Consider the following 20,196-nt stretch of genomic DNA (forward strand, 5'->3'; position numbering starts at 1 on the left):
AGTTTTTTCTGCGGAGAATCCTTCTGCACCCCTTTTGTAGGGAAGGGCTTGCTACCATGCAGCTTGGATTCCGGCCTTGCTTTTTGATCATGCTACGCATTGCTGCTGCACTGGCTACGGCCTTTTGGCTACTCACCGCTCACGCTTCCGTAGAAGACGCCCGCGTGGCGTTGGAACGCGGGGAATATCAACAAGCCTTAGATCTGCTGGATAAGCAGCTCAAAGGGCGGCGCGATAATGCCGAGGCGCGCTTTTTGCGCGGCCTGACGCTGGTGTTGCTCGATCGCGACGAAGATGCGACCCAAGCGTTTGCTGATTTGGTCCGCGACCATCCAGAGCTGCCCGAGCCCTACAACAACCTTGCCGTGCTGTACGCACGCGCTGGCAAATATGAGCTGGCTCGCGATGCGCTGGAAACAGCGTTGATTAAGAACCCTAGCTACGCCACCGCCCATGAAAACCTGGGCGATGTGTATGCCACTCTGGCGCAGGCCTCCTGGACCCGCGCTGAGGTGCTGGATCGCGATAACAGCATGCTGGGTCAGAAGATCGGCCTGATTAAACAAGCTTTGTCGGGCAGTGATATCGAGCCTATGCAAGTCGCGCAGCGGCCTGCCGCCAAGGCGCCAGCTGCACAGGCCACGCCGACACCCCTGGCCGCGACACAGCCCATCGTTGGCAATGAGCCTGTAGTTCCCCAAGATGCCAGCCCTGCAGCCCCTGAGCCCAGCGCCGATCGCGCCGCCGTGCTCGATGCCCTGCAGGAATGGGCAGCAGCCTGGTCCAGCCAAGACGTGAATCGGTACTTGGCCAGCTACAGCGCCGACTTCGATCCTGGTGGTGGCCTGTCACTGAATACCTGGAAGCAGCAACGCCGTGCCCGCCTTGCCGCACCCACCAGCATTTCTGTGCAGATCATTAACCCACAGGTGCGTGATCTGGGCGGAGATACGGTGCAGGTGCAATTTGTGCAGGTGTACCAATCCAATTCCTATGCCGACCAAGTCAATAAGGTCATGGACCTACGCATGGAAAACGGAGCCTGGCGCATCGTTGAAGAAGACGTTGCCCCCTAAGCGGGTGCGCGCTTTTTAGTCGCGTCTTGATCAACAAGGCTCATCAGTTTTCGCAGGTCCTGCGCTCAGGGCCTGCTTCGGTCGAGTAATTTCATGCGGCACCAAGGACGGTGCGCATTACTCGGTGTGTTGCTGTGCGCTATGGGCGCCAACCTCATACCGGGTACTGCACAAAGCCAATTGCCAACACCCGGCGCGGTCATTGGCCAAGCCGAAGATCAAGTCTTTAGGCCTGGAGGCCGCGGGCATTCGCTGGCGCCGGCCGGCAGCCCTCCACAAGGCTCGGCGCAATGGCCTAGCCCCGTTTTGCAGTTGGCGGATACCGAGCATGACCTGCTCATTGCCGACCTACGCAACAACCGCCTTTACCAATTTGGCTACCGCAACGAGGAATGGCGGGTGGTGCGCAGCATGTATGCCTCCATTGGTAAGGCCGGCTATGGCAAAGAGGTGGAGGGCGACAACCTCACACCGGTCGGCATCTACACCATCACCTCCTGGCTAGACGGTGAACGTTTACCGGCGCTGTATGGCGATGGCGCCTGGCCTGTGGACTACCCCAATAAATTGGACCGGCTTGAAGGGCGGACCGGTTATGGCATTTGGCTACACGGCAACCCCCAACGCGACGAACCGGGTTTGCGACCACCACGGTCATCAGAAGGATGCCTCACGCTCACCAATCCGGACTTGAACAGCCTGAAGCCCTTTGTGGACTTAGGGCAGACAAGGGTGGTGTTCAGTGATAATGTGCAGTGGCTGACGGCCCAGCAACGCCAAGCGCGCAAAGAGGCTGCGCTGGAACGGCTACAGGAATGGCAGCTGGCTTGGGAATCGCTGGATGCTGAGATGCTCGGCGAGCACTACCATCCGGAAGCCCGCATTGGCGGCCTGGACCGGCGCGCTTTTGTGAGCCAAAAACATGGCGTCAACAGCCGCAAGACGTGGATTGCCCTGCGTTTAGACCAAATCACCATTTTGGAGTACCCCGGCAATCTCGACCGGCTGCTCGTTGAGTTCGAGCAGGATTACCGCTCGAACAATTACCGCTCGGTCACCACCAAACAACAGATTTGGCAAAAAGACCAACATGGTTGGAGCATTTTGCTCGAAGACACCATTAGCAATGCCTCCTAGCACCGGCGCTAGCCCCCTCTAGACGCAGGCTGGACATGGCTGCGGCGGTATACTGCGCGGCCCACTTGAATGAAGCGATGCCATGACTTGGACTGTGTATTTGTCGGGCGAAATTCATACGGACTGGCGCGATCGAATCCGCCAAGGCGCGAGCGAACGCGGACTGGATATTCGGTTTACCTCTGCGGTCACCGACCACGCCGCCAGCGATGCCGCCGGCGATCTGCTGGAGCCTACATCTGAAGGCTACTGGCGAGATCATAAGTCCTCCGGGGTGAATGCCATGCGCACGCGGACCCTCATCGCACAGTGTGACTTGGCGGTGATTCGTTTCGGTGACAAATACCGGCAATGGAATGCGGCCTTTGATGCGGGCCAATGCGCTGCTCTGGCTAAGCCTTACATCAGCTTGCACGACGAAGCCTTGGTGCATGCGCTCAAAGAAGTGGATCAAGCCGCCAATGCCTGGGCACAAACACCGGAGCAGGTGGTGGATTTATTGGCCTACATCACCGGCTAAAGCCTCCTTCCGGCATGACAACCTTGGTGCTGCAGTCCGGCCCTCCGGGGCCGCAGCCCCAATGGCTGCAGCGCTGCATTTGCTCGGTGCAAGACTGGGCCCAAGCGCAGCATTTTGATTATGAATGGCTGGGAGATGAGCTTTTTAGTTTCATCCCGCCTGCGCTGCAAACCAAGTTGGCTCAGCGGCGCATCATCGCCACTGATCTCGCCCGGCTGGGCTTGTTGCAGCAACGTTTAGAGCAGCGCCGTAGCTCCAGAGTCATCTGGATGGACGCAGACTTTCTGATCTTTGCGCCGCAGCGCTTTATGTTGCCAGAGCACATGGATATGGCGGTGGGCCGGGAAGTCTGGGTGGATCAGACAACCACAGGGCATCGCCAAACTCCACGCGCCTGGACAAAAGTGCATAACGCCTTTTTGATGTTTACAGACCTGGGCGGCGGGCGTCATCCTTTTTTGGATCACTACCATTACAGCGCGCAGCGCTTGCTTAAGGCCAACCATGGCGGCATGCCAGACCAGTTCATTGGGCCCAAACTGCTTACTGCGCTGCACAATGTGGTGCAGCTTCCGGTGCTGGAAAGCGCTGCCATGCTGAGCCCCTGCGTGGGCACCGATGTTCTGCAGGGCGGTGGAGCAGCGCTAAAGCTATGGTTAGCGCGTAGCCAACAACAACCGGCCGCGGCCAACATCTGCTGGAGCAGCGCTGCTGGGCAAGCAGACCACTCAGCCTTGGTCTCCACCCTGCTGGGCTCTTCAGACGCGATGTTTGCCCAGGCCTAACGCGCTGCCGTCGGTCTTAGCCTTATCGCTCTGCGCAGTGGGCAGCGCCCGCTAGGGGCCCACACCTGGCTCGCTGTTGCCAAACCACAAGCGGCGCATTCCGCTGATCTGCCAAGCATAAAAAAGCCGCTCCGAAGAGCGGCTTTCGCTGTGCAGCGAGGCTTAGCGGCGGGTACGCCGGGCCACCTTGTTGGGTTCGAAGTCTTTGGCTTCCAAATCGACGGTGAAGTCGTTGGGCTTGTCTTCGTTGATCATGGCGGTGGCGAAGTAGGTGCGCGACTGCATGTCGTAGATCAGCTCGGGCACGGTGGAGCAGGTGAGCATGGTCTCGATGCAGATCAGGTGGCCTTCTTGGAATTTGTAGAACTCGTCACGATGGTCGTAGTTATCGAGCATGGTGGCAGTCCAGGTGTCTTCGTCGAAGTAAATCACCTTCTTCTTAAAGGTATGCCGTACATCTGGTTTGTTGTTGGCCTCGACCACCCACATGCGGTGGATTTCGTAACGCGCCAAGTCTTGATCGATGTGACGACCGTCCAAAATCTCATCGAACTTCAGCTGATTCGAGTTGATTTTGTAGCTGTTGTACGGGGTAATCATGGGCTTGCGGCCAAGCAGCTTCCAAGTGAAGCGATCTAGCTTGCCGTTGACCATGTCGACCTGGTCGTAGAACTGCTGCCCGTCGGTACCTTCATAAGGGTTGTCGTAACCCACGGAAGGAGCGCGACGAATACGGCGCAGGCCGGGGTTGTAGAGCCAGGCACTACGGTAATCGGCATGTTCCCAGGCCAGCAGCAGCTGACCAGCAATCCGTGGTGGGGCCGTGGTGGTGGAGAGATACCACAGGAAGATGTCATCCGGGCCATTCATCGTCCCAGGCTCTTCGAGGTTGGCGTACTTGAACTTGACCTCTTCCACGATCTTGGTGAGCTGGAAGCTGCCGTTGTCTTGCACGATAGCCTGGTTGTTGTAGCGAACGACCTCGTTGCCCCGCCATTTCAAGCGGTGATTCCACCACGGATGCGCTCCGGTGGTCGGAATGGGAAAAGGAAAGCCCAAAGTGGCATTCCGCAACTTATCGGGGTCGCCGCCTTCCAGCGAGGCTGTTTTGGCGTTCTTGATGGTGGCTTCGTAGATTTCGTCCGGCCAGGCCGCATCGCGGTGGCTGGGGTACACATGCATCTTGTAGGTGTCGTAACGCTCTAGCAGACGCTTGTGGCCCTCGGAGAGCAAATCCGCGTATTGGTCCATGTTGGCTTGCGTCACCGTGAACAAAGGCTCTTCGTTCGCGTAGCGATCATCCAACCAACGTGGTTCTTCAATCAGGCTGTCGTAGGGGGTATACGGCGTCCACTCGGGGATCTTGCCGTCTTTGCTGCCCGCCCGAATCGCTCCCAAAGGGGTGTATTCGGTGCCTTCAATGCCCAGTTTTGCCACTTCGGAAGCTGGCGGTTGCTGAGCCATGGCCAATCCGGCCGGCAGCAGCAGTAGCGTCGCTACGGTACGCAACATGTGTCTCACTCCTTGCAATTGTCCTCAAAGCCTGTAGCTACAGGCCCAATCGTTAATCATGCACGCAGCCCAAGCCCTAGCGGCCCCATCTGCGGCTTTCTGGGCACACTGTGCCACAAACTGAAGCAAAGGTCGCATCGCGAGCATCCGGCGCAATGTCGCCAGCGTGGCCGACTGTAGCGCCTGTAAAGTGCCGGATATGCGCGAGCATCTCTATGAATCCAGGCCCTACAACAATAAACGGCGGATGTCGGCCAGGATGCTGGCGAGTTCGGTGGTGAAGCGCGCGGCGGCGGCTCCATCAATGACGCGGTGGTCGTATGACAAACTCAGCGGACACATCAGCCGCGGCACAAAGCTCTGGCCATCCCATTGCGGCTGCATCACCGCTTTGGACACGCCCAAAATCGCTACCTCCGGGCTGTTGACGATGGGGGTGAAATGCGAGCCACCAATACCGCCCAGGCTGGATACAGAAAAACAGCCTCCTTGCATTTGGTCTGGTTTGAGTTTGCCCGCACGCGCGCTGGCAGCTAGTTCCGCCGCCTCGGCGGCGAGTGCACTCAGCGATTTTTGATCGACGTCGCGAATCACGGGCACCACGAGGCCATTGGGCGTATCAGCCGCAAAGCCCAAGTGGCAGTACTGGCGGCGAATCAGATGCTTGCCATCTGCAGCCAGGGCACTGTTGAAGTCGGGATAGCGCTGCAGTAAAACCGCACAGGCCTTGAGCACAAAAGCCAGCAAGGTGAGTTTGGTCGGAGGACCATCGGCATTGTGCTGTTTGCGGAAGTCTTCCAGGTCGGTAATGTCGGCCCAGTCGTTTTGCGTGACATGGGGTACATGCAGCCAGCTACGGTGTAAATGTGTGGCGGAAATTTGCCGAATGCGGGCCAAAGGCAGCTCTCCCACCGGGCCGTATTTGGCGTAATCCACCTGCGGCGCTGGTGGCAAGCCGGCGCCGCCGGTGTCGGAGCTCAGGCGCTGCTGCACAAACTCCTTCACATCCTCGCGCAGGATGCGGCCCTTACGCCCCGAGCCTTTGACCTGCTGCAAGTCCACACCGAGTTCGCGGGCAAACTTGCGAATGGAGGGGCTGGCATAGGGTAGTTCCGCGGCCGATACCGGCCGTTTACCAGCCGGTGGGGGTTTGCTGTCATCCCGCGGACTTGAAGTCTGGGGTTTGTCAGCAGCGTCTTGGCTGGGCTGAGGCTTGTCCTCCCGAGCGGCGGCGTCATCCTTTGCCGCGGCGGACGGGGCGGATGCCTGAGTTTGCAGATGGAGGATAGTGTCACCCTGACCGACACTATCGCCCTGCTTCACCACGACCGTTGTCACGGTGCCAGCCTCCGGGGCCGGAACCTCCATTGTGGCTTTGTCCGACTCCAACACAATCAGCGGATCTTCAGCAGCTACGCTGTCACCCTCAGCTACCAGCACCTCGATGACCGGTACTTTGTCAAAGTCGCCGATATCGGGAACCGTCACCGGCTTGGTCTGAGGCTCGGAGTCGTCGGCGGACTGTGATTCTTGGTCGTCTGCAGGCGTTGTGTTCTTGGGGGCGGCCTTGTCGGTCGTCGAGTCCTCCGCATCCGAGTCGGGGTCGGGGTCGGGGTCGGCGTCCGAATCGTCGTCGGCCGGCTCATAGCTGCCAATGACGTCGTCTCGACCCACTTCGTCACCAACCTTGACCTGCAGCTTGGTGATGGTCCCCGCTGCCGGCGCCGGAACTTCCATGGTGGCCTTGTCCGACTCCAGCACAATGAGCGGGTCTTCAGCAGCCACGGTATCACCCTCAGCCACCAGTACCTCGATGACTGGGACCTTGTCGAAGTCACCAATATCGGGAATACGAATGTCCATAGCTGGCCCCTTCTTAACTTAGGCGAGGATTGCGGTGAGTGGCGGAAATTCCCAGGCTCTTGCGCGCTTTAGAGAGCACATTCGCCGGCTTGAGCCCATCGTCCACCAAACCCTGAAGGGCGCTGAGTACGATCCAGCGGCGGTCGACTTCGAAGAAGGCGCGGAGCTCTTCACGCGTATCTGAGCGACCAAAACCATCCGTGCCCAGCGTATGGAAGGTGGCCGGTACGAAGCCGCGAATCATCTCTGGCCAAGCCTTGATGTAATCACTGGCGGCCACAACGGGGCCGTCTCTGTCGGCTAAGCATTGCTCCACATAGGGCGTAATTTCGGTTTTGTGCCCCAGTAGTTTGCGCCGGGCAGCGTCCTGACCATCGCGAGCAAGCTCGGTAAAGCTAGGAGCAGCCCACACATCGACGCTGCAATCCCAGTCCTCTTCGAGCATCTTGGCGGCAGCCAGAATCTCTCGAAAAATGGCCCCGCAGCCCATCAGGCGCACATGGGCTTTCTTGGGCTTGGTGGCCATGGCAAAGGGGTATAAGCCCCGCATGATGCCGTCTTCCACACCCTCTGGCATGGCCGGGTGCTCGTAGTTTTCATTCTCCAGGGTGAGGTAGTAGTAATGGTCTTGCTGCTCCCCATACATTGCCTGCAGGCCACGCTGAACGATGACCGCGATTTCATAGGCAAAGGTGGCGTCATAGCTGCGGCAGTTGGGGATGGTGGCGGCCAGAATATGACTATGACCATCCTCATGCTGCAGCCCTTCACCGTTGAGGGTTGTCCGGCCGGCTGTGCCGCCTAGCAAGAAACCCCGGGCACGCATGTCACCGGCAGCCCAGGCTAGATCGCCAATGCGCTGGAAACCAAACATGGAGTAGAAGATGTAGAAGGGCAGTAAGGGCACCCCGTGGTTGGCATAACTGGTGGCGGCCGCAATCCAGGAGCTCATGCTGCCGGCCTCGGTAATGCCTTCTTCCAGAATTTGGCCGCGGATATCTTCTTTGTAGAACGCGAGTTGGTCGGCGTCTTCTGGCCGGTATTTCTGGCCCACAGCCGAGTAAATACCCAGCTGCCGGAACATGCCTTCCATGCCAAATGTGCGCGCTTCATCCGGCACGATGGGCACCACATGGGAGCCGATGGTTTTATCACGCACCAGAGTGCCCAGCAGGCGGACAAAAGCCATGGTGGTTGAGATTTTCCGCTCTCCGGTGCCTTCCAGCAGGGCCTTAAAGGTATCCAAAGGCGGGATGGGGAGTGCGTCGACCTCACTGCGGCGTTGCGGTAAATATCCGCCTAAGTTTTCGCGCCGCTGTTTCAAGTAGCGGATTTCCGGCGAGTCTTCGGGTGGCTTGTAGAAAGGCGCTTCAGCAATGCGCTCGTCGGTGATCGGCAGCTCGAAGCGATCCCGAAATTCTTTGAGCGCCTTTTCCCCCATTTTCTTTTGCTGATGGGTAATGTTCTGGCCTTCACCGGCCTCACCCATGCCATAGCCTTTGACGGTTTTGGCCAATATGACCGTTGGTCGGCCATTATTTTGGTTCACCGCGCGGTGATAAGCGGCGTACACCTTGTGCGGGTCATGACCGCCGCGGTTGAGCTTGCCGACTTCCTCATCCGACATGCGCTCAACCAGGCGAGCGGTTTCCGGATATTTGCCAAAGAAATGCTTTCGGGTATAAGCGCCTCCGCGGGCTTTGAAGGCTTGGTACTCACCGTCAACGGTTTCATCCATCAGCTGCTGCAGCTTGCCGCTGTGATCGGCGTCCAACAGCGGATCCCAGGCAGAGCCCCAAACCACCTTGATGACATTCCATCCGGCGCCTCTAAACACACCTTCCAGCTCTTGGATGATCTTGCCATCGCCCCGCACTGGACCATCCAGGCGCTGCAGGTTGCAGTTCACCACAAAGATGAGGTTGTCGAGCTTTTCGCGGGCGGCAATGTCGATGGCGCCCAGAGACTCTGGTTCATCCATTTCGCCATCGCCGCAATAGCACCAGACTTTTCGGTGGCTGCGCTGGTCCATCTCCCGGTTGTTCAAATATTTCATGAGCCGGGCCTGATAGATTGCCATGATGGGTCCCAAACCCATGCTCACGGTGGCAAATTGCCAAAAATCTGGCATCAACCAGGGATGGGGGTAGGAGGACAAACCCGGCGCATTGGCTTCGCGGCGGAAGCGGCGCAGATCATCCTCGCCAATGCGCCCTTCTAAGAATGCGCGGGCGTAAACGCCGGGCGCACAATGGCCCTGGATGTACACCAGGTCTGGCCCCTCGGCATGATCCGGTCCTTTGAAGAAGTGGTTGAAGCCGACGTCATAAAGGGTGGCCGCAGAGGCAAAAGACGCAATATGTCCGCCCAAGCCTTCATGTTCGAGGTTGGCATTGACCACGGTGGCCATGGCATTCCATCGAATGAGCGAGCGGATGCGCCACTCCAGAGCGTGATCACCATCGGAGCGGGCCTCGGCATGGGCCGGTATGGTGTTGCAGTAGGCCGTATGCGGCTGAAAGGGGATATAAGCCCCTGAGCGGCGGGACTTCTCAATGAGTTTTTCCAAAAGCCAGTGCGCTCGCTCTGGGCCGTCACGGGCAATTACCGCTTCCAGGGCCTCTAGCCACTCCTGGGTTTCCTGCGGATCGTCATCAGCATGCTGATTGATCGGCCTATCGCTCATTGGGTCTCCCACCTTTGCATTCTGCTTGGGTTATGACCTTCCCATCATCGCAGAAACTAAAGCCTCGCTGGGAACAGAGCCGGGAATCGGAGCAGACTATTTACCGATGCAAAAGGTGGAGAAAATGGCGCCGAGCAAATCTTCGGTATGCACCTCGCCGGTGATTTCGCTCAAAGATTCCTGCGCGCAGCGCAGCTCCTCAGCCGCCAGCTCCAAAGTGTTGACCTCAGCCAACTGCGGCTGACACTGGGCGAGATGCTGCTCGGCGAGTGCCAGCGCCTCTAAATGGCGGCGGCGGGCAGAAAAGCCGCTTTGCCGAGGTTGGCGCCCCGCCACAGCGAGTGCCAGTTGATCCAGCCCAGCGCCAGTTTTGGCCGATAGATGGAGTTCTCCGCCTTGCCAGCCGGCTGCTTGGTTCAAGGCATCGCATTTGTTGTGAACACGCAATACCCGTGGTTCCCAACTCGCTGGTAGTTCCGGCAAGGGGGCATCAGGGGCATCAAGGGCAATAATCCTATCGGCGGTTTGTGCTGCTGCATGGGCACGCTGGACTCCCATTTGTTCAATGGGGTCGGAAGATTCACGCAGGCCCGCACTATCAATAATGCGGACCGGAACGCCGTTCAGGCGCAGATGTTCGCTGACCAAATCACGGGTGGTGCCCGCCAGGTCACTGACGATGGCCACTTCGCGCCGCGCCAAGGCATTGAGCAGCGTCGATTTGCCAGCATTGGGAGCGCCCACCAGCAACACATCCATGCCTTGGGTGAGACGCACGCCGGTTTCGGCTTGCTGGGCCAAAGTCTGCAGCCGATGGCGTAGCTCATCGACCCGTCTGGCCCAATCCTCACGCTGGGCGAGGCCAATATCCTCTTCGGGAAAATCTAGCCAGGCTTCGATCAGGCTCCGTAGGCTCAGGGTGTCTACCGCCAGCTCTTCGCATTGCTGGGAAAACACGCCTTGTAAGCTTTGCTGAGCGGCACGTGCGGCGTCTTCAGACTCGGCAGCAATAAGGTCGGCCACCGCTTCGGCTTGCGCCAGATCTAACTGCCCATTTTCAAAAGCACGTTGACTAAATTCGCCGGGCAGTGCGAGGCGCGCACCCAGCGCAATGCAGCGCTGGAGGATGGCATCCAGAATGTAGGGATTGCCATGCATCTGCAGCTCTACGGCATCTTCGGCCGTGTAGCTGGCAGGTGCCTTAAAGGCTAGGGCCAAGCCCTCATCCAAAACGGCCCCCTTCTCATCACGCGCCTTCACCAAGCGCGCCTGCCGCGGCAATGGCGGCGTTTGAAGTGCACAGAGGCTTTGCAAAATGGGCCAGGACTGCGGCCCACTTAAGCGAACAATACCGACGGCCCCGGGCGCCGGGCCCGTCGCTATAGCCGCAATGGTGTCAGTCACCGTAAGGAGGGCGAAGGCGCCGCGCGCGGTGGCCGTTTAGGCCTTTGCTGGCGCAGGCTCTTCCATACGCCTGGTGATCAGCCACTGCTGACCAATACCAATCAGGTTGGAAACGAACCAATACAGCACCAGACCGCTGGGGAAGAAGGCAAAGAAGACGGTCAGCGCGATGGGCATGATGGTCATGATTTTCTGCTGCATGGGCTCCATGGTCATGGCTTGACCGGAGAGCTTTTGCTGCAAAAACATCGATGCGCCGAACAGAACCGGCAGCACAAAGAAGGGGTCTGGAGCCGAGAGGTCGTTCAACCACAAGACAAAATCGGCTTGCCGCAGCTCTACAGACTCGAGCAGCACCCAATACAGGGCGATGAACACCGGAAACTGAACCAACATGGGCCAGCAGCCTGCCAAGGGGTTGAAGCCCTCTTTTTGATACAGCTCCATCATGGATTGATGCAGACGCTGCTTGTCATCCGCGTAGCGCTCTTTCAGGGCCTGAATACGCGGCGCAAACTTCTTCATCCGCGCCATGGAGCGATATTGAGCTTCGGAGAGCTTGAAGAACAAGGCCTTCACCAGCAGCGTCACGAGGATGATGGACCAGCCCCAATTACCGGTGAGGTCATGAAACTTGTCCATCACCCAAAACAGCGGCTCGGAAATCGGCGTGAGCAGCCCATAGTCGATGGTGAGCTCTAAGCCTGGCGCCACGTCGCCTAACTCGTTTTGCAGTTTGGGGCCTAGATAGAGGTTCACGCTGTGTTCGGCATTGGCGCCCGGTGCGACTTGGATGGGCTCGGCCACATACTCGGTGAGGAAGTCGGCAATCTTGCTGGGCCGGGCGTAGAGGTTATTGCTTTCCTGTGCCGGCGGAATAATGGCTGCGAGGAAATAATGTTCCATGATGGCGGTCCAGCCAGCAGGCTGAGTGACGGCCACGGGTTCATCTTGCAAGTCGCCTAAGTCGTGTTTGCGGAACTTGTAACGATCCCCATCCCGCTCATACATTCCCACACCGGTGAATGTATTCACGAAGGGTACGTCGGAATCTCCACCGCCGAGATTGCGGACGAAGCGCCAGTAAGGGCTCGCTGTCCATGGGGCTTGAGATTGATTGGAGAGAGTCTGCGACACCTCCACCTCATAGCTGCCGCGCTTGAAGTGATAAGTGCGCTGCACTTGGCGGCCGTCGGCGCCGGTCCACGTGAACTGAACAGGAAGTTGATCTTGGCCCGCTTGTAACTCCAAACGGCCCTGCGCATGCGATGTGGTCCAGCGGCTGGTGTGCAGCGGACTGTTACCTTCGGCGCTTACTACACCGCTTTGCGCCACAAAAAAGCGCTGTCTGGAATCGTCCAGGAAGCTCAATGGAGGCGCGTCGGGCTCTGAGGTCGTCGGGTATTCCAGCAGGCGTACTTCTTTAATATCCCCGCCGGTCAGACTGATGCGCGCCTCCATCACATCGGTTTGCACCCACAAGGAGGGGCTGTCACCGCCAATTGGCCGTGCTTCGATCTGCGGTTGATCTGGCATGTCCTGCGGTAGTTGCGGAGGTGCATCCGCTGTTGGGGCTTGGGTAGCTGCCGCGGTTGGTGCCAGCTCTTGGGCCGATGCGCTCAAAGGGGCATTCGCAACTGAGGCCGGTACGGACTGCTGCTGCCACTGTTGATAGAGCAGTATCCCCACAAAGGCCAGGCCGGCCAGCAAGATCAGTCGCAGTTGTTCCATGGTGAGTATCCGAAATGAATTCAGGGGATCCGTGTGCCTTGCGGCGGCACTGGATCGCAGCCACCGGGGTGGCCAGGGTGACAGCGCATGAGCCTACGTATGGCCAAGCGACTTCCAGTCCACAAGCCATGTTCGCGCAGTGCCTCGCGCGCATATTGTGAACAACTCGGATAAAAACGGCAGCGCGGACCCAAGAAGGGGCTAATAAATAGCTGGTATCCGCGGATGATGACGGCGGCGACGGCTAGGGCAATTCGCTCAAGCGTCGCCATGTTTTATCCAGTGCCGCATTCAACTGCTGCTCGTTATCGAGGCGCACGCGTTGGCTGAGGCTGATGACCACATCGACCGAGGGTAACTGTGTGGCCTGGTGTCTAAAGCTTTCGCGAATGAGGCGCTTGACGCGGTTGCGATCGACGGCACGGCGCAAGCTGCGTTTGCTAATAGCAGTCCCCAAACGCGCAGCCCCTTGGTGGTTATCGCAACTGCGAACCACCAAGGGGCCGATATATTGCCGCTTTCCACGCCGCAACAGATTCTGGTGATCGTACTTACTACGGACACGTTGCCAGGGTCGGTATTGCTCTGGCATGAATCTGATCTCAGCTTGAACTAGGAGCGACGCTTGGTCGACGGTGACCAACGCTTGTATACCAGAGGTGTGCTTGATTCATCAGCGCGCTTTGTCATCAAGCGCAGGCTTTAAACCAATGCACCCATGGGGCATGCAAGTGCTAGCTGAAGTTTCGACCTCGCTTAGACCGTCAGCTTATGCCGACCGCGGGCGCGACGTGCTTTGATCACGCGGCGACCACCTTTGGTGGCCATCCGGGCGCGAAAACCGTGGGTGCGCTTGCGCTTGATGACGCTAGGTTGAAAAGTGCGCTTCATGACGTTCTCGGTAAATGGGGTAAATCAACCCCGCATTATAGGGCCTAACAAGCTGTGTAATCAAGAGATGCAGGACTTATCCACAAGTTGCACAATGCTTGCCTTTCGCAGGCTGTTCGCAGCCCACCTAGCCAACAGCACACCCTTGCCACCGAGGCATAAATAAGCATGACAGAAGACAGCTGGTCCCGCGTATTGCGGTGGCTGGACGGACAGATAGACGAGCTGGACATCAGCACATGGCTGCAACCTCTGCAGGCCATTGATGAAGGGCAGCGGCTGAGCCTATACGCCCCTAACCAGGTGGTGTGTGACCGTATTCGCCAAGACTACTTAGGCCGCATTCAAGACGCGGCGCGGCAATCGAGCCAGGGGCGCTTGGCGCGTGTGGAGGTTCATGTTGGCGACCCGCCGCGCTCCGGCGGCGACGCAAGCACCACCGCTACGCGTAGCAGTAACTCTCAGCCAGCAGCACCTGCTAGCCGTTACGGCGGTGGCGTGCAAGTGATCGATGGGCGGCAAACTTTCGACAACTATGTTCAGGGCAAATCAAACCAAGTGGCCAAAGCCGCCGCCGAACAGGTCGCCCAGAGCCCTGGTCGGGCCTATAACCCTTTGTTGATCTGCGGGAACACTGGGCTGGGAAAAACCCATTTGATGCGCAGCGTGGCGCACACCATCCGCAACAACAATCCGGATGCCGCCATTACTCTGATTCCGGCTGAAAAATTTTTGGCGGATTTGGTGTCGGCCTTGCGTTACAACCGCACCGATGACTTCAAGAAATTTTATCGCTCTCAGCAAGCACTGCTGATTGACGATATTCAGTTCTTCGCGGACAAGCGTCAGACACAAGAGGAGTTTTTCTACACCTTTAATGCCTTGCTGGATGAAGGCCATCAAATTGTGATGACTTGTGACCGCTATCCACGCGAGCTTGAAGGGCTGGACGAGCGCCTCAAGAATCGCTTCGCGGGCGGCATGAGCGTGTTCATTGAGCCGCCTGAGCTAGAAACACGCGCCGCCATTTTGCTGACCAAGGCCGAAGAAGAGGGCTTGGAACTGAGCGAAGATGTGGCGTTCTTCGTGGCCGAGAAAATTCGCTCCAATGTTCGCGAGCTGGAAGGCGCGTTGCGGATGTTGAACGCTCAATATCGCCTCGTGGGCGGGCCGATTACCGTTGACTTTGCTCGTGCAGCCCTACGCCACATGCTCATGAGCCACGAACGTATGGTGACCATCGAGTCCATACAACGTCGTGTTGCGGACTTCTATCAGATACGCAAAGAAGATTTGAGTTCGAAAAAGCGAACCAAAACGCTCACCCTTCCTCGACATGTCGCGATGTACCTCTGCAAGGAACTAACCTCGCATAGTTATCCGGAAATTGCCGCCGCTTTTGACAAGCGTGACCACACCACCATCCTGCATGGCTGTCGGAAAATCGCCAAGTTGCGTCGTTCAGACTCAGCTGTAGATAGTGACCTCACAGCCTTGGAAAGAGCTCTGAGTCCATGAGCGCACAGCATGTATACGGACTGTGGATAAGTTGTTGGCGGAAAATTTGTCCACCATTGTCCCCGTGTTATCCACAGGCTATGGGGGGATATCTCCGGCAGCCGCTTCATGGCATAGTGGGCACGCAAGTTACTGGCAATGAACGTGCTTTCGCGTTTTTCCACAGAGTCCACAACCCCTACAACAGCCATTACAACCAGAAAAGAAAACCCAGGACCGCATCATGAAATTTAGCTGCGAACGCGATGACCTGATCGCGCCATTACAAACAATTAACGCAGTCATTGAACGACGTCAGACTATGGCGGTGCTGTCGAATGTCTTAGCGCAGAGCAATGGGGACCAACTCACACTCACGGGGACCGATTTAGAGCTAGAAGTCGTCACGCAGATTCCCATCAGTGGAGAAGCAGATGGCACGATCACAATCCCAGCTCGTAAATTTGGTGACATCTGCCGTAGCTTGCCGGAAGGCGCGCGCATTGACTGCAGTTTGGATGGGCAACGATTGCTCATCAAAAGCGGGAAAAGCCGGTTTGTATTGAGCTGCTTATCTGCAGATGATTTTCCCCATACAGATGCGCTTGAGAACGCTACGCAAATTGAACTGCCAGCACCAAAACTTAAGCAAGCCTTGGCACGGACTCACTTTGCAATGGCTGTCGCTGATGTTCGGTTTTATTTAAACGGCATGTTGTGGGAAGTAGGTCCGGACGGCATTCGCTGCGTAGCAACCGACGCTCATCGACTGTCGTCACATACGCTTGAGATGGAGCTTCCCAACGTCAGTGCTACCCAGCAGCTCATCATTCCTCGTAAAGCCATCCAGGAGTTGATGCGGTTGTTACAAGAAGCTGGTGATGCAGATATCAGTTTGGCCTTTAATGAGCGCAGCCTCCAAGCGCATATTGGCGCCACACGCTTTACGACAAAGCTGCTCGAAGGCCGTTACCCGGATTATGAAAGGGTCATACCGGGTGCGTGTGATCATTGGATCACCGGCGACTCCCAAGGCTTCAAGACATCGCTGCAACGTGTGTCCATTTTGTCCAATGAAAAATATCGAGGCGTGCGACTGAAGCTCAACAAGGACCTCATGACCATTCAAAGTCATAACCCCGAGCACGAGGAAGCTGAAGAAGAGTTGTCTATCGACTACGTGGGAGAAGACATGGCTATTGGTTTCAACGTGTCTTACCTACTCGATGCTTTGGGCGCCGTGGACAACGAACATTTCAGCTTGGGACTCAGCGGGCCTGACGCAAGTGGTGTCATTAAGGTGCCTGGTCAAGAAGAGTCGGTGTTCGTCATCATGCCCATGCGGCTCTAAGTAGTCGCTGCTTAGACACCAGTCATTACATACCTAGCTCAATTCAAACACGGCCCTGTGCGGCGCCTCATGGCGATGGTTGGCGTTGCACAGTGTTGCCAATTTCACCGACTCAATGAGCGAACAACGGTCTTTATGTGCTGGTTGCTTGCGTAGCATCAGACGGTGGAATTTGTTGACCTCACACTGGAGCATTTCCGCTGTTTCACGCAGCTGAGAATTGAGTTCGCGCCAGGCCTTAACTTGCTCCATGGAGATAACGCCAGTGGAAAGACCTCCTTGCTCGAGGCTTTGTACTGGCTGACTCACAAACGGAGTTTCCGCAGTCGCCGTCATGCTCAACTCATTCAACATGAGCACGATTCGGCGTTAGCCATCGCAAAGGTTCGGGTTGCTCAAGACGCTGCCTTGCCGTTAGCAGCAAAGCTGACTCGGGATGGCGCTACTTTCCGTTACCGACAGGTCGAGCCACAGCGCTCGTTTTTGCAGCGGCGTTTTCCGTGTGTCCTGATTGAGCCTCAGCGCAGCATGGACTTTCTGCGGGAGTCCGAACAGCGCCGGCGTTGGCTCGACCGATTAGTGTTCCACGTGGAACATCCATTCCTTGCTGCCTGGCAGAACTACCAGCGCGTTCTAGCTCAGCGGAACGCGGCCATTCGACAACAAGGTCAAAACCCTGAGATTTGGAATGAAGGCTTGGTTCAGTGCGCCGACCTCGTCCATCAGTATCGGCAACGACAGTGGGATGCTGTTGCCCCCCGTATTCATTCCTTGTTGGCCTCGCTCGCAGGTGATCGACTTCCTCACCTGGAATTGAGTTTCCGCCCGGGCTGGGATGTCAAACAGGGCCTGAGTAATCACTTGGCTGCTCTGCGCGACTCGGAGCGGCGTATGGGATATACCCTGGCTGGCCCTCATCGTGCTGACATTGTCGTTCGCGACAAGCGAGGGATGGCAAAAGACTGGTTATCTCGAGGACAAACTAAACTTTTGGCGCTGTGCTTTCAATTAGCGCTCATCACTTCGTTGTCAGAGGCTGGCGTAGAGCCAGTTCTGTTGTGGGATGACTGGGCGTCCGAGTTGTCGTCGGAATCCATGCAGGCGGCTTTGGGCGTCGTCGCCCAGAGCACACGCCAAGCCATCCTGAGCTCGCCCGGCTGCGATTGGCCTGAGGGGGCGGAGAAGCCTCAGGTGATGTTCCACGTGAAACATTAAGCGCAGACCGAAAACCAATACGCGCCCGCGGTCGGTGGTAAAATCGGATGTTTCCGAGACACCAATCCGTATGAGCAATCCCTCAGAGGCCTCCGAGAAGGCATACGACTCCAGTAACATCCAAGTGCTGGAAGGGTTGGAAGCTGTGCGTAAGCGACCTGGTATGTATATCGGGAATACCGCGGACGGCTCCGGACTCCACCACATGGTGTTTGAGGTGGTGGATAACTCCATCGATGAAGCCCTTGCCGGACATTGCTCAGGAGTTGAAGTCACCCTGAACGCAGACGGAAGCGTCACCGTCTCGGACGATGGTCGTGGAATTCCCGTGGACATCCACCCTAAAGAAGGAATTCCGGCCGCTGAGCTCATCATGACCACACTGCACGCGGGTGGAAAATTTGATGGCAACTCCTACAAGGTGTCTGGCGGCTTGCACGGTGTTGGCGTATCGGTTGTGAACGCCTTGTCGGCAGAGCTGCGCTTGGACGTGCACCGTGATGGTGGACACTTCCGCCAGGAATATCGGGACGGTGTCCCTTCTACGCCACTCACCCGTATTGCTGATTCGGAGCGCCGAGGCACCAGTGTGACCTTCTTGCCGTCGGTCAATGTCTTCGGTCGCATCGACTTCAGCTACGACATCCTGGCGCGCCGACTGCGGGAGCTGAGTTTCCTGAATAGCGGTGTGACCATCACCCTCATCGATGAGGCGAATAACAAAAAGGATGTGATGCGCTACGAAGGCGGGATTCGCGCCTTTGTTGAACACATCAACCGCGCGCGGAATCCCCTGCACCCCACCATTTGTTACTTCACCGAGACGCGGGAAGACTCCACTGTGGAAGTTGCCTTGCAGTGGAGTGATAGCAGTCATGAAGGCGTGCAGTGCTTCACCAATAACATCCCGCAACGCGATGGTGGAACGCACCTGATGGGCTTTAGGGCCGCACTCACGCGGGTGATGAATCAGTACCTCACCAGCTTAGGTTTGACCAAAAAAGAAAAGATTAATCCCACCGGAGACGATTCCAGAGAAGGCCTCACAGCCATCGTGTCGGTGAAAATTCCAGATCCGCAATTTTCTTCGCAAACCAAAGAAAAGTTGGTCACTGACAGCGTTCGCTCCTTGGTTGAGTCGGTCGCGTATGACCGCATCAAACAGTACCTAGAAGAGAACCCGCGAGATGCGCGCGTGGTTGCGGACAAAATTGTCGTTGCGGCCAGGGCGCGGGAAGCGGCGCGCAAAGCTCGAGAGCTGGCGCAACGCAAAGGGGCTTTGGATATTGCCGGTTTGCCTGGGAAATTGGCCGACTGCCGCGAACGTGACCCGGCCAAATCCGAACTCTTTATCGTCGAGGGTGATTCGGCAGGAGGAAGCGCCAAACAAGGTCGTGATCGGCACTTCCAGGCCATCTTGCCCTTGAAAGGTAAGCCGCTCAATGTTGAGAAGGCGCAATTTGAACGGATCCTGAAATCTGAGGAAATCGCCACCTTAATTACGGCCTTAGGCTGTGGAATTGGTCCAGATCAGTTCGATCCCGATAAGCTGCGCTATCACCGCATCATCATCATGACCGACGCCGACGTGGATGGCGCCCACATCCGCACGCTGCTGTTAACCCTGCTCTACCGTCAGATGGGCGAGCTCATTGAGCGTGGTCATGTGTACATTGCCCAGCCACCTCTATATCGGGTAAAGATTGGCAAGAGTGAGCGTTATGTCAAAGATGATCAGGAGTTGGAAGACTTCCTCTTGGAACTCACTGGTCAGAACTTCCGCATTGAGCATTCTGCTGAAGGGACCATTACTGGCAACGCTCTTATTGATTGGCTGCGTGCCTACAAGCGCAGCGAGGGTTTAATTCAGCGTATGGGCCGGCGCTACGATGAAGACGTTGCACGCGCCTTACGTGGGCTGCCGATGTTGAACGAGCCTGATTTCGTGAATAGCGATGTGGTGCATGCGTGGGCAGAGCAGTTGCGGCAGGTGATGGCAAGCCTTCCTGAAGCCGGTGTGCAATATGAGGTGCAAGCGCACCCTGCTGCGAGCGGGCAGCCATTGGAAATTGTGACCACTCGGATGGCGCACGGCAGCGAGTACACCGTGATTTGGCCTCAGGAGTTCTTTGAAAGCGCGGAGTATTCGCGACTTGTCACTACTGGCCAGAGCCTGGATGCGCTGTGGCAGGATGACTCCGTGATCATTCGGGGCGAACGCCGCATTGAAGCGGGCAACGCCATTGAAGCCTGTTTGCTGTTAGATAAAGAAGCCCGACGTGGATTGACGGTGCAGCGCTACAAAGGCCTCGGTGAAATGAATCCCGGCCAGTTATGGGAAACCACCTTAGACCCTGAGTCGCGTCGACTCATGCAGGTTCGCATCGAAGACGCTGAAGGCGCTCAAGATATCTTTACGACATTGATGGGAGACGAGGTCGAGCCGCGGCGCGATTTCATTGTAGAAAATGCGCTTCACGCAGTGAACGTGGATATTTAAACTTCTAGCGTAAAATCAAGTAGATACA

16 protein-coding genes are annotated in these 20,196 nt (G+C 57.2%); 8 read left to right on the forward strand and 8 right to left on the reverse strand.

What is annotated here, in order from left to right; all coding sequences use genetic code 11:
- The first annotated feature begins 56 nt into the window (after nt 1-56).
- The 4 genes from KI787_05280 (at nt 57) to KI787_05295 (ending at nt 3,518) form a co-directional block, all read left to right on the forward strand.
- Nucleotides 57-1,076 (forward strand): tetratricopeptide repeat protein, encoded by a 1,020-nt coding sequence (locus tag KI787_05280; GenBank protein ID MBV6629352.1) that lies wholly within the window; start codon nt 57-59, stop codon nt 1,074-1,076.
- Nucleotides 1,077-1,169: 93 nt separating this feature from the next.
- Complete coding sequence (locus tag KI787_05285; GenBank protein ID MBV6629353.1) at nt 1,170-2,213, forward strand: L,D-transpeptidase family protein; 1,044 nt, start codon at nt 1,170-1,172, stop codon at nt 2,211-2,213.
- Nucleotides 2,214-2,295: 82 nt separating this feature from the next.
- A complete protein-coding gene (locus tag KI787_05290; protein MBV6629354.1) occupies nt 2,296-2,733 on the forward strand; it encodes a YtoQ family protein in 438 nt (145 codons plus the stop codon).
- Nucleotides 2,734-2,747: 14 nt separating this feature from the next.
- The gene (locus tag KI787_05295) at nt 2,748-3,518 is read left to right on the forward strand and encodes a hypothetical protein (GenBank protein ID MBV6629355.1); all 771 of its coding nucleotides are present in this window, start codon (nt 2,748-2,750) and stop codon (nt 3,516-3,518) included.
- Between the two features lie 162 nt (nt 3,519-3,680).
- Here KI787_05295 and KI787_05300 read toward each other — a convergent pair whose 3' ends face one another.
- The 8 genes from KI787_05300 to rpmH all read right to left on the reverse strand — a co-directional run bounded on the left by KI787_05300 (nt 3,681) and on the right by rpmH (nt 13,605).
- Entirely contained in the window at nt 3,681-5,030 is a 1,350-nt protein-coding gene (locus KI787_05300) for a DUF1329 domain-containing protein (protein MBV6629356.1), read from the reverse strand.
- A gap of 228 nt (nt 5,031-5,258) precedes the next feature.
- The gene (gene aceF / locus KI787_05305) at nt 5,259-6,893 is read right to left on the reverse strand and encodes a dihydrolipoyllysine-residue acetyltransferase (protein ID MBV6629357.1); all 1,635 of its coding nucleotides are present in this window, start codon (nt 6,891-6,893) and stop codon (nt 5,259-5,261) included.
- Between the two features lie 13 nt (nt 6,894-6,906).
- Nucleotides 6,907-9,579: a pyruvate dehydrogenase (acetyl-transferring), homodimeric type gene (gene aceE, locus KI787_05310; protein MBV6629358.1), complete on the reverse strand. Its 2,673-nt coding sequence runs from the start codon at nt 9,577-9,579 to the stop codon at nt 6,907-6,909.
- 96 nt (nt 9,580-9,675) lie between these two features.
- A complete protein-coding gene (mnmE, locus tag KI787_05315) occupies nt 9,676-10,971 on the reverse strand; it encodes a tRNA uridine-5-carboxymethylaminomethyl(34) synthesis GTPase MnmE (protein ID MBV6629359.1) in 1,296 nt (431 codons plus the stop codon).
- A gap of 48 nt (nt 10,972-11,019) precedes the next feature.
- On the reverse strand, nt 11,020-12,714 hold the full coding sequence (yidC, locus tag KI787_05320; protein ID MBV6629360.1) for a membrane protein insertase YidC: 1,695 nt from the start codon (nt 12,712-12,714) through the stop codon (nt 11,020-11,022).
- Between the two features lie 20 nt (nt 12,715-12,734).
- A complete protein-coding gene (gene yidD / locus KI787_05325) occupies nt 12,735-12,986 on the reverse strand; it encodes a membrane protein insertion efficiency factor YidD (protein ID MBV6629361.1) in 252 nt (83 codons plus the stop codon).
- The gene (gene rnpA, locus KI787_05330; GenBank protein MBV6629362.1) at nt 12,959-13,306 is read right to left on the reverse strand and encodes a ribonuclease P protein component; all 348 of its coding nucleotides are present in this window, start codon (nt 13,304-13,306) and stop codon (nt 12,959-12,961) included. Before rnpA ends, yidD begins: the two co-directional genes overlap by 28 nt.
- Before the next feature lie 164 nt (nt 13,307-13,470).
- Nucleotides 13,471-13,605 carry a 50S ribosomal protein L34 gene (gene rpmH / locus KI787_05335; GenBank protein ID MBV6629363.1) on the reverse strand — a complete coding sequence of 45 codons (135 nt, stop codon included), beginning with the start codon at nt 13,603-13,605 and terminating at the stop codon, nt 13,471-13,473.
- A 168-nt stretch (nt 13,606-13,773) separates the two neighbouring features.
- Between rpmH and dnaA the strand changes: the two genes are divergently transcribed.
- The 4 genes from dnaA (at nt 13,774) to gyrB (ending at nt 20,168) form a co-directional block, all read left to right on the forward strand.
- Nucleotides 13,774-15,123, forward strand: coding sequence for a chromosomal replication initiator protein DnaA (gene dnaA, locus KI787_05340; GenBank protein MBV6629364.1), 1,350 nt, complete (start codon nt 13,774-13,776; stop codon nt 15,121-15,123).
- Between the two features lie 223 nt (nt 15,124-15,346).
- Nucleotides 15,347-16,453, forward strand: coding sequence for a DNA polymerase III subunit beta (locus tag KI787_05345; GenBank protein ID MBV6629365.1), 1,107 nt, complete (start codon nt 15,347-15,349; stop codon nt 16,451-16,453).
- 165 nt (nt 16,454-16,618) lie between these two features.
- Entirely contained in the window at nt 16,619-17,668 is a 1,050-nt protein-coding gene (recF, locus tag KI787_05350) for a DNA replication and repair protein RecF (GenBank protein ID MBV6629366.1), read from the forward strand.
- 70 nt (nt 17,669-17,738) lie between these two features.
- Entirely contained in the window at nt 17,739-20,168 is a 2,430-nt protein-coding gene (gene gyrB, locus KI787_05355; GenBank protein ID MBV6629367.1) for a DNA topoisomerase (ATP-hydrolyzing) subunit B, read from the forward strand.
- Nucleotides 20,169-20,196: the final 28 nt, after the last annotated feature.

It is taken from the genome of Oceanococcus sp. HetDA_MAG_MS8 (genome assembly GCA_019192445.1).
In the GTDB taxonomy this organism is placed as follows: domain Bacteria; phylum Pseudomonadota; class Gammaproteobacteria; order Nevskiales; family Oceanococcaceae; genus MS8.